Source organism: Polycladidibacter stylochi (genome assembly GCF_001562055.1).
Classification (GTDB): domain Bacteria; phylum Pseudomonadota; class Alphaproteobacteria; order Rhizobiales; family Stappiaceae; genus Pseudovibrio; species Pseudovibrio stylochi.
Genome location: NZ_LLWE01000005.1, coordinates 185363 through 209903 on the forward strand (window position 1 = coordinate 185363; position 24541 = coordinate 209903).

Here is a 24541-nt window from a genome sequence, read left to right on the forward strand (position 1 = left end):
GTTGAGCTCCCTCAGCTAGTGGGCACTGGCTCGTGATATACGCCGCATAACTTATACAGCTACCTATTAGAGCTCTTATTGCCCGTCTCTCCCAGTCCTGCGATATATTAGCACACATAGCGCACATGCGCAGTTATACTTATAAAAAGCGACAATTCGCCGCACCTTATTTTGATTAAAATCAATTATCACTCCATATGACCATAGTTTTTTGGTCTTAGGCAGTGCGCTTAAGGTATTATTGACCAGCTGATTTTCGTAGGTTTATTCAAACAATTGATACGAAGGTCGTAAATACAAACAAATTCCAACAAGAAACTCTCATAATATTTATTCTCTACATTACAGATAGTTTTTTGCAACTAATGCTGTTGTATTGAGGCAAAGACCTTTCAACACACGGTTGTAGTTTTCTTGATTTGGCGATTACAAGAATCGTAAGCTGTGCATTTACAAGATAGCCAAGCTATGGCTTAAGCAACGTCCCAAGATTTTGTGGATTCCCGAGATTATAGGGGAGATAACCTGTAGCTTTGTTTGCTTCGCGCGAATTCAATATATGTCGGAATTTGAAAAGCACTTTTGATTTTGTCACATAAACAATCAGGTCATAAACCAGAGCCATGATACTGCGTGGCAGCCCTCAAATTGGCAATCTGTGTGCTGGTGCAATTTTTTAAGATTTTATTTTCACGGCATATTGCATTTTAAGAGTTTTCGGTTGATAGGATTCGAGTTGAATTTCTTTTTACCACTCTTACGGAGGGCGCGTTTTGAAACACTTGAGCCTCAGTTTTCGCCAACTGGTTATGGGCTTTGCCGCTTTATTGCCATGCCTGCTAACCGCGCCAAGCGTTTACGCTCAAGGTGAGCTTAAAAACGCCTTTCACGACTGGCAAATGCGCTGTGATACGCCGCCGGGTGCACAATCCGAGCAATGCGCCTTAATCCAGAATGTTTCGGCAGAAGATCGCGAGAATGTCGGTCTTTCGGTAATTGTTTTGAAAACAGCTGATAAACAGGGAACGATTTTACGCGTCCTCGCTCCGCTTGGGGTTTTACTGCCATCACAACTCGGATTATTTATTGATTCAAAAGAAATTGGCAGCGCACCGTTTATTCGCTGTTTGCCAAATGGCTGTGTGGCAGAAGTAATGTTACAACAACCATTGCTTGACCAGTTTAAAAAAGGTGAAAGTGCTACCTTTATCATTTTCCAAACACCTGAAGAAGGTATCGGCATACCGATTTCACTTAGTGGTTTCTCTAAGGGTTACGAGAGCCTACCCTAAGAGTTTGCAGTTCACATTATAATCAGTCGTCATGATTAAACGTTAAGGGTCGCAGGGGCGGCCCTTTTTTATTACTTGCGTTCATTATCATGCGCATAAACAGCTATTACTACACACAACCGTCTCTTTCTTATGCTCTTAGGTCGTGGTGTTGCTTGATATTCGTAGGAAAATTAGCCACAAGTGAACGCATATGTTTTTCGAGGAGATAATGGATGTCCAGCTTGCCCGAGAGCCTACTTGATTCAGGTGAACTCAGCCTAGACGAAGCTTTAGAAGTAACCGCAAATGCGCTATCCGGGGCCGACGACGGTGAGCTTTTTGTTGAGTACAGCCAATCTGAAGCTCTGGTTTTTGACAATGGTAAGTTACGCTCCTCATCCTACAATAGTGGACAAGGTTTTGGCTTGCGTAGCGTTTGTGGTGAAGCAACAGGTTATGCCCAGTCTGGCGAGTTATCACTCGCCGCATTAAAGCGAGCTGCTGACGCGGTTTCGTCGGTTAAACTTGGGCATAGTGGCCAGTTATGTGTTGCTCCTGCAAGTGATAACCACAAACTATATAGCAATGAGAACCCTCTAACTAGCCCTGACTTTGCCGAGAAAGTTGAACTGCTAAAGCAAATTGATGCTTATACTCGCGCTAAAGACCCGCGTGTAAAGCAAGTTACAGTTTCCATTTCCGGAAGTTGGCAAAAAATAGAGATTTTGCGTGCTTGCGGGCACCACATTCGTGATATTCGCCCGCTAGTGCGTATTGGTGTTTCTGTTGTTGTTGGCTCTGGAGACAAACAGGAAACCGGTAGCTATGGTATGGGCGGGCGTGAAGGCTTTAGTAAATTCATTGCCACGACATCATGGAAACATGCTGCCGATGAAGCAGTACGCCAAGCTCTTGTAAACCTTGACGCTATCCCAGCTCCTGCAGGTACATTCGATGTTGTACTTGGTAACGGCTGGAACGGTATTTTGCTGCACGAAGCCATTGGTCATGGCCTTGAAGGCGATGCCATTCGCATAAAAACCTCAGCATTTGCTGAACTCATGGGTGAGAAAATCGCCGCTGAGGGGGTGACCATTGTCGATGATGGCACGCTTGACCAACGGCGCGGCTCATTAAACTTTGACGATGAAGGCACGCCCACACAGCGCACCACACTTATAGAAGACGGAAAACTTGTAGGGTTTATGCAAGATCGGCAAAATGCCCGTCTTATGGGGACTTTGAGTACTGGTAACGGACGACGCGAGTCCTATGCCCATGAGCCGATTCCACGTATGACCAACACCGTTATGTTGGGTGGAGACAAAGACCCGCAAGAAATCATCGAAAGTGTTCAAGACGGTGTTTACGCTGTTTCGTTTGGTGGCGGTCAAGTGGATACAACCTCAGGAAAATTTGTGTTCAACTGTACCGAGGCCTATAAAATCGAAGGGGGAAAGGTGAGCGCACCTCTTAAAGGAGCAATGCTCATCGGTAACGGCCCAGATGCACTGACACGTATTTCTATGATTGGTAATGATGAAGCTCTTGATCCGGGGGTTGGGACCTGCGGCAAGCAAGGGCAAGGTGTTCCTGTTGGTGTGGGGCAACCATCATTGCGTATTAATGCCATGACTGTTGGCGGCACAGCCGCTTAAAATACCCAGGCGTGGCTTTCGGCCGGATTTTGATCTCACCCAAACTGACTAAGCCAATTTCAGGCTTCTACTTAATCATGGGTGTGAAAGTCCGGCCAATTGAGAGCAAAGCTTCACTTAAGTGACACGAAGCGCATTACTTCACTTTATATCTTTTCGCGGTTCAAGCTTGCCCACAGTTTAAGGCAGGAGTGTTTTTATATAATGAACGCGCCTGTGCTGTCATACACTGACATAAAAATGAATTGCTCCGACATTATTCAAAGCTCAAACGGCTTTAAACGCATAAGTAGTTTTGCTTTACAGACGGCTATGTTAATTATAGCGCCAATACATGCTTTGTATAAACTTTTGCTGTTTAAACGATACATAATGGAATAATTAATGAGTGAGCCCAATTTGCCCAGTTATCTGGCCGAGACCCTAGCACTATTAAGCGCCTCAGTTATTGCGGTGCCGGTGGCCAAGCGCCTCGGGCTAGGCTCTGTTATCGGCTTTTTAATTGCCGGCATTGCACTTGGTCCTTTCGGCTTCAAACTCTTTCATGACCCCCACGATATTTTACATGTGGCAGAGCTGGGCGTGGTCTTGTTGTTGTTTGTTATCGGTCTTGAATTGGAACCTGCACGCCTTTGGAAAATGAAACGAGATATTTTCGGCCTTGGCAGCAGCCAAGTCATTATTTCCGGATGCCTGCTGGTGGGCTGTACTCTTTTGGCAGGCGCAAGTTTAAACGTCGCTCTGGTTACCGGATTCGGGCTTGCTTTATCTTCAACAGCATTTGCACTGCAAATACTACAGGAACGCGGGCACTTCAGTACGCCGTATGGTCAAAAAGCTTTTGGCATTTTACTTCTACAAGACATGGCTATTGTTCCGCTGTTGGCAATGGTCGCTTTGCTGGCACCACGCCAAAGCGAGACAAACGGTAACGACATACTCTTTATTGTCAGCATTACTGTGGCTGCGGTGGCTTTTGTTTTGCTCAGCGGGCGCTACTTGCTCAATCCGTTTTTTCAGTTGCTCGCACGTAGCAAAGCAAAAGAAATTATGTTGGCCGCAGCCCTGCTTGTTGCCTTGGGTAGCGCCAGCGTTATGCAAATGGTGGGCCTTTCCATGGCCTTGGGCGCATTCCTATCAGGCGTCATGTTGGCCGAAAGCAGTTTTCGCCATTCCCTTGAAGCAGACATCAACCCATTTCGTACCTTGCTCATGGGCCTGTTCTTCATGGGCGTTGGTATGGCACTACAATTAGATGTTGTGGCGAATAACTGGCAACTGGTGTTGTTTGGCGTTCTTGTGCTCATGCTACTTAAAGGCGTGGTGATTTGGGTATTGGCGCGTCTGTTCGGTTCACCCAACTCTGATGCCCTACGAATTGCTGTTACTTTACCCCAAGGGGGAGAGTTTGCATTTGTGCTGTTTTCCTCTGCGGTTTCTACAGGAATTTTAACAGGCGATACCTCTAGTATCCTTACTGCTGTGGTCATTTTGAGTATGCTGTTCACACCATTTGCCAGCTTTCTGCTCGATTTTGCCGCTTCCAAACTTAAAAGAGTTGGAACAAAATCCTCACGCATTGAAAGTTTCGATGATGCTACAGCATCGGTACTGGTCATTGGTTATGGGCGTTTTGGGATGATGGTTTCGCAAATGCTTACGTCAGAGGGCATTGCAGTCACGGCTCTTGATAACCAGCCGGAGCGGATTTCTTACGCCCGCAAATACGGCATCCGGGTATATTATGGAGATGCCACTCGGCCTGATGTGCTCAAAGCCGCAGGCGGAGAAAACGCCAGTCTCATTGCTTTGTGCATCGAAAACGATCAGGTTATGAAACAGGCAATTGCGCTTATTCGTGATTCCTTTCCCAATGTGCCGTTGTTCTGCCGTGCTACCGATCGTGCGCATGCTTTAGAACTGACACGCATGGGGGTTGACTATCAAATCCGCGAAACTTTTGAATCTTCCATTGTGTTTGGTCGAAAAGCACTTGAGCAACTGGGGCTTCCCACGGACCGTATTGAACAGGTCGAGGCAGATGTTCGCCAACGTGATGATAAAAGACTAGAAAAGCAGTTAACCGGCGGTGACTTGGCGGGGGCTGATTACTTGCATATGCAGACACCTCGTGGCGAAAGTGAAGACTAGCTCCTACTCTTTGCCAAGATAGATACGCAAGCTATGTGCTGCAACTCATGCGAACCTGCGTGAGGGTAAACTAATGTGAGGGCTTTATTTACTAGACTTTACGCTTTTCTCTTCATATGCATAAGCAAGTTTCACTAGAAAGACATTGGTTATATGCCCCAAAAGACGTCTCAGTCGAACACCAGTAAAGCTGAAAAAGTAGATAAGAAGGCCAAGTTTACAACCGGATCGACCATGCGTCACGTTGTAACCATGACTTCAACTGGATCAATCGGCCTGGTTGCTATTTTTCTGGTTGATTTCGCCAACCTCTTTTACATCTCGCAACTGGGCATTAATGAGCTGGCCGCGGCCATTGGTTATGCTGGCACGATTTTGTTTTTTAGTACCGCTATCGGGATTGGGCTCTCCATTGCCGCCAGTGCGAATGTCTCGCGCCTTTTGGGAGCAGGAAAAACAGAAAGTGCCCGCTCAATGGCCGGGAGTGCACTGTTATCAACGGTGGTCATAGCACTTGTCATTGCCGCTATTATTTATCCGTACCTACCTGCTATTGTTGCTCTATTGGGCGCTCGGGGTACAACAGCACAATACAGTGTCGATTTCTTGCGCATTGTGATTCCCAGCATGCCGCTTCTTTGTCTTGGTATGAGCCTTTCTGCCCTGCTTAGAGCTGTTGGGGATGCGAAGCAGGCCATGACCTTGACCTTATTAGCCGGTATTACCACTGCCCTGCTCGACCCTATATTTATTTTTGTGTTTGATTTGGGCTTAACAGGGGCGGCGATCGTCTCAATAATCTCGCGCTGCATAATGGTGAGTCTAGGGCTTTATCTGGTTATTTATAAGCATGGTTTGCTCGCATGGCCTCAGAAACGAAATGTTTCGAGCGATATTCAAGCGCTCATGCGCATTGCCTTACCTGCAGTTTTGACCAATGTGGCAACTCCTGTTGGCAATGCATGGGTTACTTCCGAAATTGCTTCCTTTGGCAATGAAGCGGTTGCAGGCTGGGCGATTGTGGGCCGGGTTACACCCGTTGCTTTTGCTGCGCTTTTCGCACTTTCCGGTGCTATAGGACCAATTTTGGGGCAAAACCTTGGCGCACGTTTGTTTAAGCGTTTGAATATGGTACTTTCCGACGCCATCAAGTTCATTATGGCTTATTCTCTAGTTGCCTGGACTGGTTTGTTTTTACTGCAAGACGTATTGGCAAACGCTTTTAATGCTCATGGCCAAGCTTACGATCTACTCAGCTTCTTTTGTAGTTTTGCTGCAGCCGGGTTTATTTTCAACGCCGCGCTTTTTGTCTCCAATGCAGCCTTCAACAATCTTGGATACCCGCTCTATTCCACAGCGTTTAACTGGGCGCGGGCAACGCTTGGAACCATTCCGTTTACAATTATTGGTGCGCGGCTTTACGGCGCTGAGGGCGTATTGGCTGGTCAAGCTATTGGCGGTATTATATTTGGGTTGTTGGCACTGTTTGTATGCCGCAAAACAATTTCATGGATTGAAGCCAAGGACTCAAGCGGAGACTTACCACCACCCCCAAAACAAGGGTATTGGCGCATGGCACTTTCTGCATTCACATCAGGGAAAGGGGCTAGTGCAGGATAAGGACTGGCCTTTTGCTGGTTCTGCCTTTATGTAGGCTCAACATATCTCTTTTGTATGCTAGGTGGCACAATGAATCGTTTTAATAAACCCCAATTACCACAGGAGGCAAAACTGCTTTATCTGGATGCCGACTTTCAAGTCGAATCTCCTGGCAGCTTTGTACGTTGTGCAGTAACGGGCCAAAACATACCGCTTGACGACCTCAAATACTGGAGTGTCTCGCGCCAAGAAGCTTATATTGATACGGATGCAGCCTTCAAGCGCTATCAAGAATGTGGCCAAACACCTTAAGAGCAAACCGCATCTGCTTAACTTGCGCTCCTAGAACCAAAGCGGCGGCCCATGTGCCGCCCTTTTGTATTTCGCCACTTATTTATTGCTATAGAGCTGATTGGGCAACAGGTCGATGGCATCGGCTAACGCTTTCCCATCATCCATTTTCATTTCAATTTCTAGAACTGCAGTTTTAGCCGTCAGTTTTGAAATCATGGTGTCTTCGTTGTGTTTTAAGCGTACAAAATCTTTAGATGTCGTGACTGGCAGTAAATCGTGCTCAAGGGCTGCAAGGTACAAAGCCTCCGCCTCTTCCGTTGAAAAGGGGTGATGGTCGGGGAACTCGATGCGCTGTTTAATTGTTGCACCCGCCTCTTCTACCGAATTGAAGAACTTTTGCGGTCGGCCAATACCTGCGAAAGCCAGCACATCTTCACCATCAATACCACTTGTAAACATTGGTGCGATATGTGCTTGATCTGTTGCTATATTTTTTGCTTTCGCCCGATTGATGACAGCTGCAGAGCGCTTCGCCCCACCAACAGAAATAACGAGATCAGCTTTGGCCATTTGGGCCCACATCGGTGCCCGCAACGGACCGGCTGGTGTGCACAGTCCATTGCCTATGGCGGTTTCGGAATCCACGAGAATAATTGAGAGGTCTTTTTTAAGGGACGGGTTTTGAAAGCCATCATCCATGATAATGATCGTTGCCCCTAGCTGCTCTGCCAGTTTAGCACCCTTGGGTCGGTCTGCGCTTACAATCGTCATGGCTTTTCGGGCCAAGAGTAGCGCTTCGTCACCCACATCAGTATATCGATGGCGCTTTACATCCACTTCTACAGGGCCTTTCAAACGGCCGCCATAACCGCGTAGTAGAAAAGCTGGGTTATGGCCCATTTTGTGCAAATGTTCCCATAACATCAGCGAGAATGGCGTCTTTCCGGTCCCACCAACTGTAAAGTTACCAACGCATATAACGGGGATAAAAGCAGAGGCTCTTGGTGCTTTAAACATACGCAGCCCGGAAATGAGCCCATAAAATAAAGAAAATGGAAATAGCAGGACAGCAGTTAACGAAGGCCATGTCCTCCACCAAAAGTCAGGGGCTTTTTTGAACATCAGCCTCTCCCTTTGCCCTAACAAAGCCCAACAGGTTTTCCAATTCTAGCACAACTTGTTGCAGTCCGCCCCTCCCTTGGGTCACAACTGCTTTTGCATTGTTGCTTTGCTCTTGTATTTGTTCAGGGTGCTGAAGAAAGCGCATGACAGAACTGGCCAGCTGGTCGCTGTTTTGAACCTTTGTCACTGCTGCGTTTTGCGCGAAATCTTCGTATACTTGTGCGAAGTTCTCTATGTGCGGCCCGGTGATAACTGCACAACCCATTTGCGCGGGTTCCATTGGGTTATGGCCACCGATTTCAACCAGTGACCCACCCATGAAAACCATTTTTGAAAGACAAAAGAAAACTCCAAGCTCGCCCAGCGTATCGGCAAAATAGACTTGTGTTGTTGCCGTTATTTTGTCCCCTTGCGCCCGCCGCGCACAGGGAAGCTGTTGTTTGAACTCGTTGAATAGCATCTGGCCGCGCTCAGGGTGGCGCGGCACGATTATTGTAAGTATGTCGGGGTAAACGGCTCTGATTTTCTGGTGAGCATTGATTATTTCCTGCTCTTCTTTGGGATGCGTACTTGCTGCCAACCAGAGGGGGCGGTTGCCAATTTGCGCCTCCAGCTGCGCAAGGCTTCCCGTATCCATATGGAGCTCGTTACTATGGTACTTCAAATTGCCGATTGTTTTGGTACGCTTTGCTCCAAGTTGCGCAAAACGTGCAGCATCCTCGTTTGTTTGTGCGAGTACCAGCGTTACCGACTGAAAGATATCGCGGGTAAGAGATGGTAGTTTGAGCCAGTTGTCGCAAGAGCGCGCCGACATTCGCGCATTAACAATAACAAGGGGAATTTTACGCTGCCGTAACTTAGTAAATGTTAGCGGCCATATTTCCGACTCAACTGTAATGGCGCATTGCGGTTGCCAATAATTGAGGAACCTATCCAGCGCTGCGGGCGTATCATAGGGTACAAACTGGTGAATGACATGCTCGGGTGCGCGTTGCTCGGCTACGCGACTTGAGGTCAATGTGCCGGTGGTGAGTAATACTCCATAACCCATTTCACCAAGGCGGTGAAGAAGGGGGAGAACAGCATTTGTTTCACCAACACTCGCGGCATGAACCCAAACAAGTGGTCCTTGTGGGCGGGTTTGCGAGGCATAGCCAAAACGCTCATTTCGACGGCTACTGTCTTCTTTCCCCTTGCTTACACGATAGCTATATAAGGCATGTAGAAACGGCGGCATTATGTAGCCAAGTGCCTGATAGCAACGCAGGTACATAGATGTCACGCCTTCAAGGCCTTTCTTTTGTTGTACGCGCGCTCATAAGCACGTGCGGTAATATCGTTCATTACGTTTTCTAGCTGTTGGCGTAGTTCTTCCAACTCACTTTCAGTCGCATTTGAAGGCACATTTATCGGCTCAGCGAACGACATGCATATATGGCTGAACGGTAAATTCAAACTGGCTTTATCCCAGCTGTTAAAATCATAGTGCCTGCTTGAGGCAATCGCCATAGGTAAAATGGGGCGGCCAGAGTGCTTTGCAAGCTGAATGATGCCCATGCCCGAAACTCTCGCAGGACCTTTGGGAACATCTGCCGTCATGGCAACGCTTGCCCCCTCTTTCAAGGCGCGCATGGCTTCTATAAAACCGCGTAGTCCACCGCGTTTGCTGATCTGGTGAGCCTTTTGAGCTCCCGAGGCGCGGATAAGCCCTATCCCTAAGCGCTTGGCGGCGACGGCGTTGATTTCTCCATCCGCGCTTTTGGAAACCATCACACGTATTTCCCAGTCTTGTGGGCGGGCAAATGGGGTTAAAAAATGTTGTCCATGCCACATGGACACAACAAAGGGCGTCATATTTTTATGTTGGTCGAGGAAACCCGGCGGATCCATTTCAACGCTGCTTGTTTTACGTACAAGGAGCAAGTAATAGGCCATCATCAGGCCCATGAATTTCAACAATAAAGGGTGACGCCCCAGTTTTTTTAGCATTTTTATCAGTTTTCCTAAGCCGAACAGGCTTTCACAAAAGAAGTTCTTTTGCGATTAGCTTTGTTGGGGATCCAACAAGCGATGCATGTGTACGATAAAATAACGCATTAATGCATTATCTACCGAGCTTTGAGCTTTCGCCTTCCAAGCGGCATGAGCTTCAGTGTAGTTGGGATATATGCCAACAATATCAAGTTTTTCAAGGTCTCTAAAAGTGATATCCGAGATGTCTTCCAATTCACCGCCAAAGACCAGGTGTAACAATTGTTTATTTTCGTGTTCTTGGGTCATATTTCCTCCTGTAAGCCACTTGGAACAACAATCTCATCCTAGGGTTCATCCCTACGGAAAATTCCTTGTAGCCTTTTAAACAGTTTGACAGGAGATGCCACCAGTTCCGGGTGGTTGGTAGACGATTTATTGTAGAGAAGCGCATTGCCCTGTGCATCAACCAGCTGGCCGCCGGCTTCTGCAAGTAGCAAATCCACTGCAGCTAAATCCCAATCACTTGCCCGGGCCTGCGCCATAGCTGCATCCAACCGGCCATCAGCAACCATGGCAAAACGATAGGCTAGTGAGCCAATTTTGGGCTGAAACTGTAAGCTCGCAGCCTTAGCCTTGGGAGAGGACAGCAATCTATCTGGTCCAGAAACTAATGAATTTTCAACGTCTTCCTTTGCGGAGACTTTGATAGGTACATCGTTTTTAAATGCGCCACCTTGCGAAGTGGCTGTAAAAAGCTCATCACGTACCGGGCAATAAACGACACCTGCATAAGGGCGACCATTTTCGACAATGGCCACACTTACACACCATTCGGACTTGTTGAATAAAAACGCTCTTGTGCCATCAATGGGGTCGACCACAAATACCCGCTGCTTTTTCAAACGTTCCGGATTGTCCTCTGATTCTTCCGAGAGCCAACCATAGTCAGGACGGGCTTTTAACAGTGTGTCTTTTAAAAAGCGGTCAACTTCCAAATCGGCAATTGATACAGGTGAGTTGCCCTGCTTGGTCCAACTTTGGGGGTTTTCTCCAAAATAGCGTTTTGCAATCATGCCACCGGCTATGGCAGCATTACGCAACAAGACCAGATCTTTTTCCTTGGTGAATTGATCAATTCCCGGCAATTGTCATTCCTTCCACCGCTAGTGTGGGGGCGGCAACGGCATATCTTTGATCCAAATCGCTTGCCGCTGTCATATTCATAAACATGTCGCGCATATTACTTGCAATGGTGATTTCACTCACCGGATACGCAATTTCCCCGTTCTCGACCCAGAAACCGGAGGCCCCGCGCGAATAATCGCCGGTAACACCATTGGCACCACTGCCAATCATTTCAGTTATCAGCAAGCCACTACCAAAGTGTTGCAATAGCTGCTCACGGCTTAAATCACCTTCGCTTAGCGTAAGGTTTGTGGTGCCAGGAATGGTGGTAGAACCGGAGCGGCGAGCGCGTCCGTTGGGGGTTAAGCCCAACTCACGTGCGCTGGCACTGTCGAGAAGCCATGAGGTTAAGACACCATCCTCGATTAACCGCAGCGTCGGCGCGGCTGTCCCTTCACCATCAAAGGGTGCAGTACCTGCTCCTCTGGGTTTGTAAGGGTTATCGGTGATATTTATAGCTTTGGAAAAAACCTGCTTGCCAAGCTGATCTTTAAGGAAGCTGGTGCCACGGGCGATAGCTGCCCCAGATATGGCGCCGGCAAAATGTCCTAGAAGTGAACTGGCGACGCGCGGGTCGTAAAACACTGGTACTTTACAGGTCTCGAGTTTTCTTGGATTCATGCGCCGGACGGCACGCTCCCCTGCGCTTTGGCCAATCTTCTCCGCGCTATCGAGGTCAGACCAGTACGTGCGCGAATCATAATCATAGTCGCGTTCCATATTGGTCCCCTCGCCTGCAACTGCAACCATGGAGAAGCTGGAACGGGACCGCTGATACGCGCCGACAAAGCCATGCGACGTCGCAAGTACCATGCCTGAAAGTCCCCAACCTGCACTGGCCCCGCCTGATTTGGTGGTACCTTGTACAGCCATACCGGCTTCTTCAGCCCTTAAAGCAACATCTTGCAGCATGGTTGCGCTTACCTCAGTATCGTCTATGAGGTCTAACAGCGGTATTTCTTTCAGCAAGCGGTCTTGATCTGCCAGTCCGGCATAAGGGTCTTGAGGGCTGACTGTTGCCATTTGCACGGCACGCTGTGCAAGCGCTTCAATATCTTCTTCGCGGTTGGTAGATATACTCGCGCTTCGTTGGCCAACAAAGACACGCAAAGATAAGCCATCCCCTTCGGAACGGTCTGTGGTTTCAACTTTACCTTCACGTACGGCGACCGATAAAGATTGCGAGGTTACGGCAACAGCATCAGCCGCATCAGCTCCGGCCTTTTGTGCCGCTTCAACCAAGTGAAGCGCACGGTCCTGCAAGCGACTGTTTTCTATCTGCTGTGTCATTTCCCAACCTCCAATTACAACAGTGGTTTTCTAGGCTGCAAGCGTTGCTTAAGCAAGCATACCTTGAAAAAATATTGCCAAAATAAATGGGTTTGCTGCTATATGGGCATAGTGCCTTGCAACAGACTGTCAGCAAGTAGCCCCAGAAATACGAGAAGACCGAACTTGCTGTTGGATTTAAACAAGCGCAGGCAGTCGTCAGCATTATCAATATTAAGTTGATATATCTGCCAGAGCAGGTGAACTGCCCCCAAAGCCAAGCCCATGAAAGCTGCGTATTTTGCTCCGGCAAGTATATAAGCAGCTGTGAAGCAAAGCAGCGTCAGACTATATAAAATTACCAGTGCAAATTTCGTTTTATCGCCAAACAGCCGCGCCGTTGAACGTACCCCAACGAGCGCATCATCCTCTTTATCCTGATGAGCATAGATGGTGTCATAACCGATGGTCCAGCATATGCCGCCAAGGTAAAGCAAAACGGGTGCAGCGCTTAACGAGCCGGTGAGCGTACTCCATCCCACCAGTGCCCCCCAAGAAAACGCCAGCCCCAAAAATAATTGGGGCCAATTGGTAATGCGCTTCATAAACGGATATAGGGCAACAATAACCAGCGATGAACTGGCAAGAATTATTGTGTAGAGATTGAGCTGGATCAGCACCATTAGGCCAATGAACAATTGAAGCAACATGAATAGCTTTGCATTGCGCAGGCTCACTTGTCCCGATGGTATGGGCCTTGAACGGGTACGCTCGACCTTATCGTCAATATTTTTATCTACCAAGTCGTTGTAGGTGCAACCCGCACCGCGCATGGCCACAGCGCCGATAAAGAACAACAGGGCATAATAGGCATTAGGTAGACCGGCATCTGTTGCTATGGTGGCCAATGTGAGAGACCAAAGACATGGCCAGAGCAATAACCACCAACCTATGGGCCGCTCCCAACGGGCCAAACGGGCATACGGACGCCACTGTTCAGGCAAAACGGTATCAACCCAGTGCCCTTTCACAGCATCAGCTACGGGAGCGTGCGCCGCTTGGGGTGAATTATTGTTGTGGTTATTCGAGTTCGACTTTTCTTCAAAAGGCGTCTGCAAGGGCATTTATTTTCCTGCAAGTTGACCAAATTGTGGGCTTTGTGATCATTTAAGGCGGTTTTAGCAGTTAATTCCTGTTTGCAAAACACGTAAAACACAGCAACCAAGGGAAAGCCCGGTCTCAACCACACAATTTATGGATAGAATTGCCACATGATGTAATCAATAGAGCCTAATTGCCATCGTGTTGATGTGCCGGGGGCGATCAGCGCTATGTGATTATCGCAAAACCTTGCTTGTTGTGGTAATGACAAGGGCTTGTTATCTATTTCATATGTCAGACCATCAATATAGACAGAACTAAGAATTGACAGAGGAATTGCCATTGCCTTGCTGCCTGTGGACTGCAAGTCATCTGCAATTGCTGTAATTGTTTCATCTGTTAAGCGTGATTGCACTAATGAGGAGTATTCGATTAACGGCATGTGCCAGCTGGTTAGTAATGCGATCCGCCCGTCGTATTCCGGCAAATAGATATAACTTGCCAGAGCAAAACCAATTTGAATACGATTAGCAGTGATTAGCCATGCCTGACCAAGTGAAGCGTCAATAAGCAATGTTTGCAAGGCATCATCATAGCTTTTTGTTTGTGGTAGCTGCATTGAAGAACGATATTCCTTCATTAACTGCAAAAAATCTCGCATATTAAATGGTGTTACCTCATTTACTGTGATTTTTATTGGAGTCATCTTGTTTTCTTTTTGTATTCGTTTACCAGCAAGCATGCGTTCCAAAGCATAATTCATGTTTATTAGGACGCTTTTAGTTGGTATTTGTGCCGCACCATGCGCAATATGCGCGACATAGGGTTAACGAGGTCCATTAACAATGAACATTCTTCTGATTGGCTCTGGTGGCCGCGAACATGCTTTGGCTTGGGCGCTGGCAAAATCTCCTGTGCTGAACAAACTTTTTATTGCTCCTGGCAATGCGGGTACCAAGGCTTGCGGTGAGAATGTGGCACTGGATATTGAAGACCACGAAAAAGTTGTCGCTTTTTGCCGAGAAAATTTGGTCAAGCTGGTTGTGGTTGGTCCCGAAGCGCCACTTGTTGATGGTCTTGCCGATAGTTTACGTGCTAACGACTTATTGGTATTTGGCCCATCAAAGGCCGCTGCCCAGCTGGAAGGCTCCAAAGGGTTTACCAAGGACCTGTGCCAACGGGCCAACATTCCAACTGCCGCCTATGGCCGTTTCACTTCAGCCCTTGAGGCAAAAAAATACTTGTCTTCGCAAAGCTATCCCATTGTTATTAAAGCCGATGGGCTGGCAGCCGGTAAAGGGGTTGTGATTGCACAAGATGAAGCGGAAGCTCTTGCCGCAATCGATAATTGCTTTGAAGGCGCATTTGGTTCTGCTGGTGCCGAAGTGGTGATTGAAGCCTTTTTGGATGGTGAAGAAGCCAGCTTCTTTGTACTTACCGATGGCACCAACATCTTGCCGCTTGCTACCGCGCAAGATCACAAGCGTGCCTATGACAATGACGCAGGCCCCAATACTGGTGGCATGGGTGCTTACTCCCCTGCTCCGGTGATGAGCGAGGAGCTCATTCAACAAACCTTGGATACTATTATCAAGCCGACAGTTGAGCAAATGCGTGCAGAAGCTATGCCATTCCAAGGGGTGCTTTATGCAGGGTTGATGATTACTGATAAAGGGCCGGAGCTGATAGAGTATAATGCCCGCTTTGGCGATCCTGAATGTCAGGTGCTGATGCTGCGCCTTAAGTCCGATTTCTTGCCATTGTTGCTTGCTTGCGCCGAAGGTACATTGGACAAGGTAGAAGCAGAGTGGTTTGACGAAACCGCCTTAACAGTCGTTATGGCAAGTCAAGGCTATCCTGGTTCCTATGAAAAAGGAACCGTTATTGACGACTTAGGTAGCGATTTTGCCGATGGCTCAACAATGCTCTTTCATGCGGGCACTTGCGAAAAAGATGGTCAGTTGTTGGCAACCGGCGGGCGCGTTTTGAACATTACAGCACGTGGCGCTACAGTGAGCGAAGCCAAAGAAAAAGCCTATACCCGCTTACAATCGGTTAAATGGGAAAATGGCTTTTACCGTGAGGATATCGGTTGGCGCGCGGTAGAAAGAGAACACAAGAAATAACACCTCCAGGAGGTATAAAGCCGGTCCTTGTGCCCGGCTTTTTTTTTGAGCTATTGTTTAATTTATTGTGCCATATTGAGCAATTACCAAACGTTTCGCGGTGAACTGTAATGAAAAATATACGAGTTGGGTTGGCGTTAAGTGGCGGCGGGGCGCGTGGTCTGGCGCATATTCCTGTTTTTGAAGCCCTTGACGAGATGGGTATAACCCCTGTTGCTATTGCTGGCACATCTATTGGTTCACTATTGGGCGCAGGTTATGCAGCTGGTCTGAGCGGCGATTTTTTGAGGCAATTTATTCTTGATAGTTTCAAAAATAGAAACAGCGTTGCCAGCAAGTTATGGCAATTGCGGCCGCGCACATTCTCTGAGTTGACAAAAATGACGCTCACCCAGGTTAATCCGCAGAGGGTCCTTGAGATTTTCAGTGAGGATTTATTGCCCGAAACCTTTGAGGAGTTAAAGATCCCCTTAATAACAGTTTCCGGTGACTATTATAGTGGCTCCGAGGTTTTGCACCAAAGCGGACCATTACTGCCCGCCATTGCAGGTAGTATTGCTATTCCTTTTCTGTTCAAACCGGTCGCCTATGACAATAATCTCCTTATTGATGGCGGGGTTGTGAACCCGATGCCATTTGATTGTCTGCCTAAGGATTTGGATTTTATACTTGCAGTTGATGTCGTTGGGCGGCCGGCCCGCGATGAAGCCGGCACAGCACCAAGTGGTATAGATTGTGCCGTCGGCGCTATGCAAATACTCATGCAAACAATTGCACGTGAAAAACACCGGGAACGAGCACCGGATTTGGTTATTCGGCCTAAAATCGAGCCTTTCAAAGTTATGGACTTTATGAAAGCCGATCAAATTTTAGCCGCCTGCGATACGCTTCGGGACGAAACTGTATCCTTAGTTAAGCAAAAAATCGGCCTATTAAACGACTAATTGTTTACAATTACTCCAATGAGAAAACTTGAGCGCATATCAATAAATTTTGCGTAATATTTTAATTATATGAATCACTTCTTTATAGTAATAAAGATGACTTTAGGTAAGTTATACTTATATATTCCAAGAATAGATGCGAATTAATATAAAAATTATCCTTCAACATCATCTCCACTAGAAATATTTATTTTTAGCAATCTTTAGTTGTATTCTTGTATGTTATGCTACTAATCTTGGTTTTTGTCAGCGTGGGAACAGCCTCGCCTTTTAAGGTGCGCAATTGTCTCACTTTTTACCAGCACTTTGGCCAGACCAACCGGAGGATCTCCCTTGTCAAAGAAGCTACCGCACAAAGCGTATACCAAACCTGCAGGTGGCTGGGGATCGATTACCAGCGCTGGTGAAACTCTTATTCAAAACACCGATATTTACACCGGCGTCAAAACTCTTTTGAAAACCAACCAGCCCGACGGGGTTGTCTGCCATGGGTGTAGTTGGGGTAAACCCGACGAAACTGGGTATTTTGAATTTTGTGAAAATGGCGTGAAAACGATGGCTTGGGAAACAGCCCGTCGCCAAATACCGGAAAGTTACATTCAGTCCACACCAGTCAGGGTGCTGCAGTCGTTTAGTGATCTGGAGCTTGCACAACTGGGACGGATCACTCAGCCACTGCGCTATAGTCGAAAGAGCGGCGTTTATAATAGTGTTAGCTGGGCGCGGGCATTAAGTGACATTGCGAGTGAATTAAAACAGCTTGCCTCTCCTGACGAAGCTATTTTTTACGCCTCTGGCGATAATAGCAATGAAGCTGCATTTCTCTATCAATTGTTTGGGCGCATGTTTGGCACCAACAATTTCCCTCGCGATGAAAATACACAACTTGAATCAAGCAATAGCGCTTTAAAGGCAGCGATTGGCACAATTAAAGGGACTGTAAACCTAAGCGATTTTGAGCGTACAGACCTAATCTTTATCATTGGCCATAATCCCGGCTCAAGCAGTCCGCGTTTCATGCGTGAACTGCGCAAAGCAGTTAAACGTGGCGTTAAGATTATCAGCATTAATCCGCTTGAGGAGCGTGCTCTACAAGAGTTTGTCGATCCACGCGACCCTTCGGAGTTGTTTTTTAGGCAAAAAACAACAATCTCTAACTATTTTATGAAGGTTAAGAGTGGCGGTGACATGGCGGTAATGCGCGGCATTGCCAAAGCGCTGTTTACCTGGGATTATGAGAGCATGCTTGGCTCTGGCACTTTGGTGCAGGGCTTTCTTGAAAATCACTGTGAAAATTTTGAATATTTCGAACAAGCCGTCAATAAGACCTCGTGGAAAGCTATTGAAGACCAGTCCGGTCTCACGCAGCGACAAATAGAAGAAGCCGCGCGCATTTATACGCAGGCCAACCGCGCTATTTTCTGTTGGGGCAGCGGTGTTACTCAACACAAGCACGGCTATGAAACAGTTCGAGAAATTGTGAACGTTGCCCTATTGCGCGGAAATATAGGAAAAATGGGTGCTGGTCTTTGCCCTATGCGCCATCAAGGCAATGCACAAGGCATAACAAGTATGGGCTTAAGCGAGCAGCCCAACCCACAGCTACTCAAATCATTAGAACGCGTTTTCCGTTTTGAACCCAACACCGATGACGGTGTTAATTCATTTGGAGCACTTAACAAAATGCTCTCGGGTGAAGCTAAAGTCTTCATGGGACTAGGCGGTAACTTTTTATCCTCTCAAGCCGAGCGAAATAGCGCTGTTAAGGCAATGGATAATATGAAGCTCACGGTTCACATTGGATCATCATTGAACCGCACACACCTTCATAATGGCGAAAAAGCTTATATTTTGCCTTGCCTTAACCCTACAGAAATGGATACTCAAAAGGGTGGCGAGCAAATAACGACCTATGAAGACAATCTTTCTGTTGTTCGCGGCTCCACAGGCCCCAACCGCCCCATTGGCGAACTGGTACGCAGCCCAGTTTCCATTATTGCCGGTATTGCCAAAGAAACAGTCGGGCGCACGCAGGTGAACTGGGACCTTCTTTGCACCGATTACGGGCGCATTCGCCAACAAATAGAGCAGGTCTTGCCTGGCTATAAAGAGTTTAACTTTAAAATCCAGCAGGGTCACGGTTATTATCTCAGTAACAGCGCAAGAGACAGGGACTGGCAAACCGCAAGCGGACGGGCCGAGTTTTCCTATGGCGGCTTACCGGAAAAAACCGTTTATCAACAAATGCTGAGTGAACCAGAACCTTGCTTTGTCTTACAGGCGACCAGTTCACACGATCAGCTTGGCCTGCGGATTTTTTCAGAAAATGACCGTTACCGAGGCATTCGCGGCACACGTAAAGTTGTGTTTATGAATCCCAAAGATATCCGTCGGGCAGGTTTGCGAGAAGGCGCCAACGTTGATTTGAAAACTGTTGGTACTGAGGGAGACAGCCATAAAGTCCACGGCTTTACGGTTGTGAGCTACGACTGCCCCGAGGGGTGTGTTGCGGCCTACTACCCCGAGGTGAATGCTTTGGTTCCACTCGATTCCCACGGTGAAGAAAGCCCAACCCCCGCTTTTAAATCAATTCCTGTATCGATCAAAATCAGCGGTGCGTCCTGATCACAGTCCTTGCTTCAAAGCCCAAATGATACCATTCGGGCTTTGAACTCAAACTCAAATTGTTGCTTTTTTGAATTTATTTACTGTGCGCAAACTCTTGCAGGCGCTGCATGTATGGTGCGAGGTCCAGCTTTTGCTCATCAAGCCAGCCATCATCATAAAGCGTATCCAAATACCGCTCACCACTATCACATATCAAGGTCACGATAGAGCCGCGCTGTCCTTTGGTGCGCATTTCTTCTGCTAGGGCTAATGCACCAAAAACGTTGGTCCCTGTTGAACCACCGCATTTACGCCACATAAGCGTTTCCATCCAGCGTATGGTTGCAATACTGGCTGCATCGGGAATATGCATCATGCGGTCAATGACATCTGGCATGAAGGATGGCTCGACACGCGGGCGGCCAATTCCTTCTATTCGCGAACATGCTGAATTAGTCAGTTTAGGGTCGCGCTTATGATAATAGTCGTAGAAAACCGAATTATCCGGATCGACAACGCACAGCTGTGTTGCGGCGTACTCTGCTGAGCGATAGCGAATAAAACGGCCAATGGTTGCTGATGTGCCGCCAGTCCCCGCACTCATGACCACCCAACTTGGTATGGGATAGCGTTCTTGCTTCATCTGAGAAAAGAGCGAATTTGCAATGTTGTTATTACTCCGCCAGTCAGTGGCACGCTCGGCGTAGGTGAACTGATCCATATAATGACCGTTTTGCTGAGCAGTAATTTCCTCGGCCTTATCATAGATGGATAGCGGATCAACCAAGCGTACATCGCCACCAAGTTGCTCGATAGCCTTAACCTTGCGCGGTGCTGTGGATTTGGGTGCAACAGCAATAAATGGGTTACCAATCAAGTTGGCAAAATAGGCTTCCGAGATGGCAGTTGAACCAGAGGAAGCTTCAACAATTAGTGTGTCGCGCTTGATCCAACCATTACAAATACCATAGAGGATAAGCGATCTTGCTAAACGGTGCTTAAGGCTACCGGAAGGATGGGTACTCTCGTCCTTCAAATAAATATCAATACCGGCTTCATTGAGTGTTGGTATGTTCAATTTTAACAGGTGCGTGTCTGCCGAGCGGGTATAGTCCGCTTCAATTTTATGGATAGCTGCAAAAGCCCATTCACGCTCTCGCGCATTAGAAGCAGCAACACCCTCACATTTTTCAATAATCATTTGCGCTCCTTCAGGTTGGTAAGGCTACAGGTGATTGTGTCAATTAACGCAGTTGCTCGCACAATCATCTAATAGTGTATCGCCCACCAGCCATTAGCCAATCAATTGTCCCAGGATCCCCAAAATATCGTGGAGGATCGTCTTTTCTTAAGAAGATATGACAAGCTAGATAACAAACATCATTGATAAAAAGCAAAATACCTAACATTTGTTCTGATAATTAGCTTAACATTGGGACAAACACAAAAGCCATAGGCTATATTTGCTCAAGGAACTATTGCAGGTGGCTAGAAGCGGAAAAGCGTTGCTAGCTCCGTCTTTCTTTGAAAAAGTGTTTCAAAAGCTGCGCACAATCACTTTCGGCAAGTGAGGGGTAAACTTCCGGTTTATGGTGGCAGGTATCGGCACTAAACAGGCGCACACCACTTTCTACCGCACCACCCTTTTTGTCGGCGGCACCATAATAAAGGCGGCGAATACGCGCAAACGATATTGCCGCTGCGCACATTGGGCATGGTTCAAGCGTCACATATAAATCGCAATTATTGAGACGTTGTGAGCGTAGTATCTGACCGGCTTTACGAATGGCCAGCACCTCCGCATGGGCTGTCGGGTCGTTGAATTCCAACGTCCGGTTCCCTTCGGCCGCAATCACTTGGCCATCATGGACAATAACACAGCCGATTGGCACTTCACCGCGTTGCTCGGCCGCTTTGGCTTCGGCCAGAGCACGGTCCATAAACCCACCATTTCGTTTTGCAATCGCGCCCTTTGTCATTTTATCCCAGTTGTCATATTATGCTTCAGTGCATTTCACTTGCGCTTTATAGCCATTTATTGCAAGTGCATCTGCTCTTGTTGGCCATGGCAATTGTGCAAGAGGCGTATTTTAAGCAGAATACCCAAACAAATTTCAGAAAAAAGGCCTATGATTGCTCTCATACCATTTGCGTAGCGCCTCAGCTCTGCTATTAGGCGGTGCTAAGAGTTTTCCATGATCTATTAAAGTACCAAGTTTCGTTAAGAGGGTTACAACACAAATGTCCCTTTGTATGGCAGCAGCGTGTGCGCCTACAAGACGAAGGTTCGAACAGTCAGGCCGATGAACAATGAACAAGAAAATGAATTCCGGTGGAGCGAAGAAGGCTTCATCGCCCAAGAGCAAAAAAAACAACAGTAAAGCTCCTATTAGCGAGCGCCCACTTGTTAGTGGTGAGCGCATTGCCAAGGCCATGGCGCGCGCCGGGCTGTGCTCGCGGCGCGACGCAGAAAGCTGGATTGAAGAGGGGCGGGTTTCGGTAAATGGTGAGGTACTCACCACTCCGGCTTTTACGATAACTGCCCGTGACAAGGTGATGGTTGACGGCGCACCGCTTCCTAAAAAGGAACGGACCCGCCTATGGCTTTACCATAAATCCAAAGGCACCGTGACCACAAATAAAGATCCGGAAGGCCGCACAACTGTTTTTGACAAATTGCCCGATGATATGCCACGCGTTGTCACGATAGGCCGCCTGGACTTTAATACCGAGGGTTTGTTGCTGCTTACCAATGACGGTGGCTTGGCAAGGGTCGTCGAGCTGCCGACAACCGGCTGGTTGCGCCGTTACCGTGTGCGTGCCTTTGGTAAAGTCACTCAAGAACAGCTTAATGCATTGGCAGATGGTGTGGCCATTGACGGTGTCTTATATGGAGCCGTTGAAGCCACGCTCGATAGTGAGCGCGGCGACAATGTATGGCTTACCATTGGCCTGCGCGAAGGAAAAAACCGCGAAGTTAAGAAAATTCTAGAGCATCTCGGGCTTGCCGTGAACCGGTTGATCCGCGTTTCCTTTGGCCCTTTCCAGCTTGGCGATTTGGGTGAAGGTGAAATTCAGGAAATTCGTGGCCGCGTGCTGCGGGATCAACTTGGCGAGCGTTTGGTAAGTGAGGCTGATCTGGATTTTGATGCTCCTGTAATCCACCATATGAATACGAAAGAGGAAAAGCCCAAGCGCGAGCGCAAAAAAAGTGGCGGTGCTGGTGGCGGCTGGATGAGCGCTAAAGAAGCGGCGGCAATTATGCGTGGCTCTTCCAAGAAGGGCGGAAAAACAGAAACCCGCCATGATGAAGAGCGTAAAGTCAGCGTGCGCTCGACACGTCCGCAAGATAGAGACGAAAGCGAGCGTACCTTTAAAGAACGTTCCGGCAATGAAAGCGGTAAACGCTCCTCTGGCTCTTTTGCTCGCAAGCCAGGCGGCCGCGATAGGCTACCTACCCGTTTTGGCAGTAATGAACGCGGCGGTCATACTGGACGCAAACCTATGCGGGTGGTCTCGCCAGATGGCTCTGTTGAGATGTACCAGCCTAAGGTAGAGGATGAGCACAAGCCAAAAGCAGCAAAGCGTGAAGAAGAGCCACGGCGGTTTGGCACGCGCTCCATGCGTGGCGGCTTTGACAGCTTTGGCCGTAAGGCTAGTGAAGAAAGCCAAGAACGTGGTGGTCGAGGTGAGCGCGGCGAACGTGCTGATCGCGGCGGGCGCGGGAATCGCGGTGAACGGCAGGATCGCAGCGGCCAAGAGCCACAGCCAACCCGTAAGTTTGATGATACCAAGCCATGGGAGCGTAAGGACGAACGCCCACGCAAAGGCCCACGCCCTGGTCAGGGCCAAGGTCGGGGCCGGGATAATGACGGCGGTTCGCGCGATGAACGCCCAAGTCGTGGCCCACGTGATGAGCGGGGCAATGGCGGAGAACGGCGTGAGCGGCCACAACGCGGCGAACGTTACGAGCGCGGCGGCGAACGCCCAAGTCGCGGTGAACGACGCGAGGGCAAGCCTGCTGGTCGTGGGGGCTTTGGCGGCGGCAAAGGCAACTTTGATAGTAAGCGCCCACCTCGCTCTGGTAATGGTGGCAAGGGCTTTAAGGGCAAGAGGTAAGCAGTGCGTATTGTAGGGGGACGGTTTCGCGGCAAGCAACTTGCCACGCCCAAAAGTCAGGCAACAAGGCCAACGAGCGACCGGATGCGTGAGACCATGTTTAATGTTCTTGCGCACTCTTTTGATAATCCCGTAGAAGATGCGCGGGTGCTGGACCTTTTTGCCGGCACCGGTGCTTTAGGGCTGGAAGCGCTCAGCCGTGGCGCCAAGTATTGCTGCTTTGTGGAAGAAGCGGTAGAGGCACGCGGGCTCATTCGCCGTAATGTGGAAGCCTTTGGATTAATGGGGGCCACACGCATTTTAAGGCGCGATGCGCTCACTCTCGGCAGTGTGGGTACCATGAAGCCGTTTTCCTTATTGTTTGCCGACCCGCCCTACATGAAGGAGCTGGGTGAAAAGGCGCTTGCTAGCGCTGGCGAAGGTGGCTGGTTACTGGACGGGGCGCTATGTGTTCTGGAAGAAGATGCTAAGGCAAGTGTGCATGTTCCAGTAGGCTTTGAGGTCCTGGACGAGCGACAGGCAGGTGAAAGCCAGTTTATGGTGTTGCGCTGGCATTAATGCCTGTGCCACCCACTCTACACTTAAATATCGCAGACAAATATAGCTAGGCCGCATCCTTAATATGCGGCCTATTTTTTATTGGAATATGCCCCCTGCCCGTGATCGGCATGACAATGGGAAAAATCGGCAAGCGATTTAATAATCCGGCACTCTGCCATTGTGTTTTCATGACAGGCCTGCGTTATTTCGCTCAACTCTTTTTCTAATAGCATTAACTGCGAGATGCGCTGGCGCACTGAGGCCAAGTGAGCACAGGCTATTTCATGGGCTTTATGACAAGAAAGCTGCGGGTTCTCATTGAGCTGCAACAGCTCTGTTACCGCCTCCATTGTAAGCCCGAGCTCACGCGCATGACGTATGAAGCGAAGGCGCTGTAAATCACTTGGTTCATAGCGGCGCTGGTTGCCCTCGGTACGCACCGGTGTTTTTAAAAGCCCCTTTTGCTCATAGTACCTAATTGTCGGTACTTTTATGCCCGTTTCTCGTGAAAGCTCGCCAATTGTCAGCATTTTTCGTTCCAGTTACGATTTAGGCTGAATTGTAGCGCCGATGCTTCT

At 48.3% G+C, this 24541-nt stretch carries 21 protein-coding genes; 10 read left to right on the top strand and 11 right to left on the bottom strand.

Translation table 11 applies throughout. The annotated features are described in order from the left end of the window. Nucleotides 1-809: 809 nt before the first annotated feature. The 5 genes from AYK67_RS00890 (at nt 810) to AYK67_RS00910 (ending at nt 6994) form a co-directional block, all read left to right on the top strand. On the top strand, nt 810-1292 hold the full coding sequence (locus AYK67_RS00890; protein ID WP_082735558.1) for an invasion associated locus B family protein: 483 nt from the start codon (nt 810-812) through the stop codon (nt 1290-1292). A gap of 215 nt (nt 1293-1507) precedes the next feature. Next, nucleotides 1508-2932 carry a metalloprotease TldD gene (gene tldD / locus AYK67_RS00895; protein ID WP_068080944.1) on the top strand — a complete coding sequence of 475 codons (1425 nt, stop codon included), beginning with the start codon at nt 1508-1510 and terminating at the stop codon, nt 2930-2932. Nucleotides 2933-3316: 384 nt separating this feature from the next. Next, entirely contained in the window at nt 3317-5083 is a 1767-nt protein-coding gene (locus tag AYK67_RS00900) for a monovalent cation:proton antiporter-2 (CPA2) family protein (RefSeq protein WP_068080946.1), read from the top strand. A gap of 153 nt (nt 5084-5236) precedes the next feature. Continuing rightward, entirely contained in the window at nt 5237-6703 is a 1467-nt protein-coding gene (locus AYK67_RS00905) for an MATE family efflux transporter (RefSeq protein WP_208976175.1), read from the top strand. Between the two features lie 69 nt (nt 6704-6772). After that, entirely contained in the window at nt 6773-6994 is a 222-nt protein-coding gene (locus AYK67_RS00910; RefSeq protein ID WP_068080947.1) for a DUF2093 domain-containing protein, read from the top strand. A 78-nt stretch (nt 6995-7072) separates the two neighbouring features. On the opposite strand, the gene lpxK is transcribed toward AYK67_RS00910, so the two are convergent. From lpxK to AYK67_RS00950, 8 genes are all read right to left on the bottom strand, one after another. Then, nucleotides 7073-8098, bottom strand: coding sequence for a tetraacyldisaccharide 4'-kinase (gene lpxK, locus AYK67_RS00915; protein WP_068080951.1), 1026 nt, complete (start codon nt 8096-8098; stop codon nt 7073-7075). After that, nucleotides 8079-9371, bottom strand: a complete 1293-nt coding sequence (locus tag AYK67_RS00920) for a 3-deoxy-D-manno-octulosonic acid transferase (protein WP_208976176.1) — start codon at nt 9369-9371, stop codon at nt 8079-8081. Before AYK67_RS00920 ends, lpxK begins: the two co-directional genes overlap by 20 nt. 5 nt (nt 9372-9376) lie before the next feature. Beyond that, nucleotides 9377-10087 (bottom strand): lysophospholipid acyltransferase family protein, encoded by a 711-nt coding sequence (locus AYK67_RS00925; protein ID WP_068080955.1) that lies wholly within the window; start codon nt 10085-10087, stop codon nt 9377-9379. A 54-nt stretch (nt 10088-10141) separates the two neighbouring features. After that, nucleotides 10142-10378: a DUF4170 domain-containing protein gene (locus AYK67_RS00930; RefSeq protein ID WP_068080957.1), complete on the bottom strand. Its 237-nt coding sequence runs from the start codon at nt 10376-10378 to the stop codon at nt 10142-10144. A gap of 38 nt (nt 10379-10416) precedes the next feature. Further along, a complete protein-coding gene (locus AYK67_RS00935) occupies nt 10417-11217 on the bottom strand; it encodes a 3'(2'),5'-bisphosphate nucleotidase CysQ (RefSeq protein ID WP_068080960.1) in 801 nt (266 codons plus the stop codon). After that, the gene (locus AYK67_RS00940) at nt 11204-12547 is read right to left on the bottom strand and encodes a TldD/PmbA family protein (RefSeq protein ID WP_068080963.1); all 1344 of its coding nucleotides are present in this window, start codon (nt 12545-12547) and stop codon (nt 11204-11206) included. Before AYK67_RS00940 ends, AYK67_RS00935 begins: the two co-directional genes overlap by 14 nt. 98 nt (nt 12548-12645) lie before the next feature. Further along, on the bottom strand, nt 12646-13650 hold the full coding sequence (gene ubiA, locus AYK67_RS00945; RefSeq protein ID WP_082735559.1) for a 4-hydroxybenzoate octaprenyltransferase: 1005 nt from the start codon (nt 13648-13650) through the stop codon (nt 12646-12648). Nucleotides 13651-13778: 128 nt separating this feature from the next. Next, entirely contained in the window at nt 13779-14390 is a 612-nt protein-coding gene (locus AYK67_RS00950) for a hypothetical protein (RefSeq protein WP_068080964.1), read from the bottom strand. A gap of 82 nt (nt 14391-14472) precedes the next feature. Between AYK67_RS00950 and purD the strand changes: the two genes are divergently transcribed. The 3 genes from purD (at nt 14473) to AYK67_RS00965 (ending at nt 19322) form a co-directional block, all read left to right on the top strand. Next, a complete protein-coding gene (purD, locus tag AYK67_RS00955) occupies nt 14473-15753 on the top strand; it encodes a phosphoribosylamine--glycine ligase (RefSeq protein WP_068080965.1) in 1281 nt (426 codons plus the stop codon). Nucleotides 15754-15863: 110 nt separating this feature from the next. Further along, entirely contained in the window at nt 15864-16697 is an 834-nt protein-coding gene (locus tag AYK67_RS00960) for a patatin-like phospholipase family protein (RefSeq protein ID WP_068080967.1), read from the top strand. A 333-nt stretch (nt 16698-17030) separates the two neighbouring features. Next, nucleotides 17031-19322: an FdhF/YdeP family oxidoreductase gene (locus AYK67_RS00965; RefSeq protein WP_068080979.1), complete on the top strand. Its 2292-nt coding sequence runs from the start codon at nt 17031-17033 to the stop codon at nt 19320-19322. A gap of 76 nt (nt 19323-19398) precedes the next feature. Here the strand turns inward: AYK67_RS00965 and AYK67_RS00970 are convergent, their stop codons facing one another. Continuing rightward, the gene (locus AYK67_RS00970; RefSeq protein WP_068080982.1) at nt 19399-20505 is read right to left on the bottom strand and encodes a PLP-dependent cysteine synthase family protein; all 1107 of its coding nucleotides are present in this window, start codon (nt 20503-20505) and stop codon (nt 19399-19401) included. A gap of 307 nt (nt 20506-20812) precedes the next feature. Beyond that, nucleotides 20813-21283, bottom strand: a complete 471-nt coding sequence (locus tag AYK67_RS00975) for a nucleoside deaminase (RefSeq protein ID WP_068080989.1) — start codon at nt 21281-21283, stop codon at nt 20813-20815. A gap of 331 nt (nt 21284-21614) precedes the next feature. On the opposite strand from AYK67_RS00975, the gene AYK67_RS16810 reads away from it, so the two are divergent. Together AYK67_RS16810 and rsmD are read left to right on the top strand one after the other, a co-directional pair. Beyond that, nucleotides 21615-23423 carry a pseudouridine synthase gene (locus tag AYK67_RS16810; protein WP_156453004.1) on the top strand — a complete coding sequence of 603 codons (1809 nt, stop codon included), beginning with the start codon at nt 21615-21617 and terminating at the stop codon, nt 23421-23423. Nucleotides 23424-23426: 3 nt separating this feature from the next. Beyond that, nucleotides 23427-23981 (top strand): 16S rRNA (guanine(966)-N(2))-methyltransferase RsmD, encoded by a 555-nt coding sequence (gene rsmD, locus AYK67_RS00985; RefSeq protein WP_068080990.1) that lies wholly within the window; start codon nt 23427-23429, stop codon nt 23979-23981. Nucleotides 23982-24052: 71 nt separating this feature from the next. On the opposite strand, the gene AYK67_RS00990 is transcribed toward rsmD, so the two are convergent. Next, nucleotides 24053-24493 (bottom strand): MerR family transcriptional regulator, encoded by a 441-nt coding sequence (locus AYK67_RS00990; protein WP_068080991.1) that lies wholly within the window; start codon nt 24491-24493, stop codon nt 24053-24055. Nucleotides 24494-24541 lie beyond the last annotated feature (48 nt).

Bases quoted from the DNA above. Each gene is read 5' to 3' on its own strand.
- AYK67_RS00950 (WP_068080964.1), bottom strand. From the start codon at position 14,390: ATGAATTATGCTTTGGAACGCATGCTTGCTGGTAAACGAATACAAAAA.
- AYK67_RS00890 (WP_082735558.1), top strand. From the start codon at position 810: ATGGGCTTTGCCGCTTTATTGCCATGCCTGCTAACCGCGCCAAGCGTT.
- AYK67_RS00990 (WP_068080991.1), bottom strand. From the start codon at position 24,493: ATGCTGACAATTGGCGAGCTTTCACGAGAAACGGGCATAAAAGTACCG.
- AYK67_RS16810 (WP_156453004.1), top strand. From the start codon at position 21,615: ATGAACAAGAAAATGAATTCCGGTGGAGCGAAGAAGGCTTCATCGCCC.
- AYK67_RS00975 (WP_068080989.1), bottom strand. From the start codon at position 21,283: ATGACAAAGGGCGCGATTGCAAAACGAAATGGTGGGTTTATGGACCGT.
- AYK67_RS00920 (WP_208976176.1), bottom strand. From the start codon at position 9,371: ATGTACCTGCGTTGCTATCAGGCACTTGGCTACATAATGCCGCCGTTT.
- AYK67_RS00925 (WP_068080955.1), bottom strand. From the start codon at position 10,087: ATGCTAAAAAAACTGGGGCGTCACCCTTTATTGTTGAAATTCATGGGC.
- AYK67_RS00900 (WP_068080946.1), top strand. From the start codon at position 3,317: ATGAGTGAGCCCAATTTGCCCAGTTATCTGGCCGAGACCCTAGCACTA.
- purD (WP_068080965.1), top strand. From the start codon at position 14,473: ATGAACATTCTTCTGATTGGCTCTGGTGGCCGCGAACATGCTTTGGCT.
- AYK67_RS00960 (WP_068080967.1), top strand. From the start codon at position 15,864: ATGAAAAATATACGAGTTGGGTTGGCGTTAAGTGGCGGCGGGGCGCGT.
- AYK67_RS00905 (WP_208976175.1), top strand. From the start codon at position 5,237: ATGCCCCAAAAGACGTCTCAGTCGAACACCAGTAAAGCTGAAAAAGTA.
- AYK67_RS00970 (WP_068080982.1), bottom strand. From the start codon at position 20,505: ATGATTATTGAAAAATGTGAGGGTGTTGCTGCTTCTAATGCGCGAGAG.
- ubiA (WP_082735559.1), bottom strand. From the start codon at position 13,650: ATGCCCTTGCAGACGCCTTTTGAAGAAAAGTCGAACTCGAATAACCAC.
- tldD (WP_068080944.1), top strand. From the start codon at position 1,508: ATGTCCAGCTTGCCCGAGAGCCTACTTGATTCAGGTGAACTCAGCCTA.
- AYK67_RS00910 (WP_068080947.1), top strand. From the start codon at position 6,773: ATGAATCGTTTTAATAAACCCCAATTACCACAGGAGGCAAAACTGCTT.
- AYK67_RS00940 (WP_068080963.1), bottom strand. From the start codon at position 12,547: ATGACACAGCAGATAGAAAACAGTCGCTTGCAGGACCGTGCGCTTCAC.
- lpxK (WP_068080951.1), bottom strand. From the start codon at position 8,098: ATGTTCAAAAAAGCCCCTGACTTTTGGTGGAGGACATGGCCTTCGTTA.
- AYK67_RS00930 (WP_068080957.1), bottom strand. From the start codon at position 10,378: ATGACCCAAGAACACGAAAATAAACAATTGTTACACCTGGTCTTTGGC.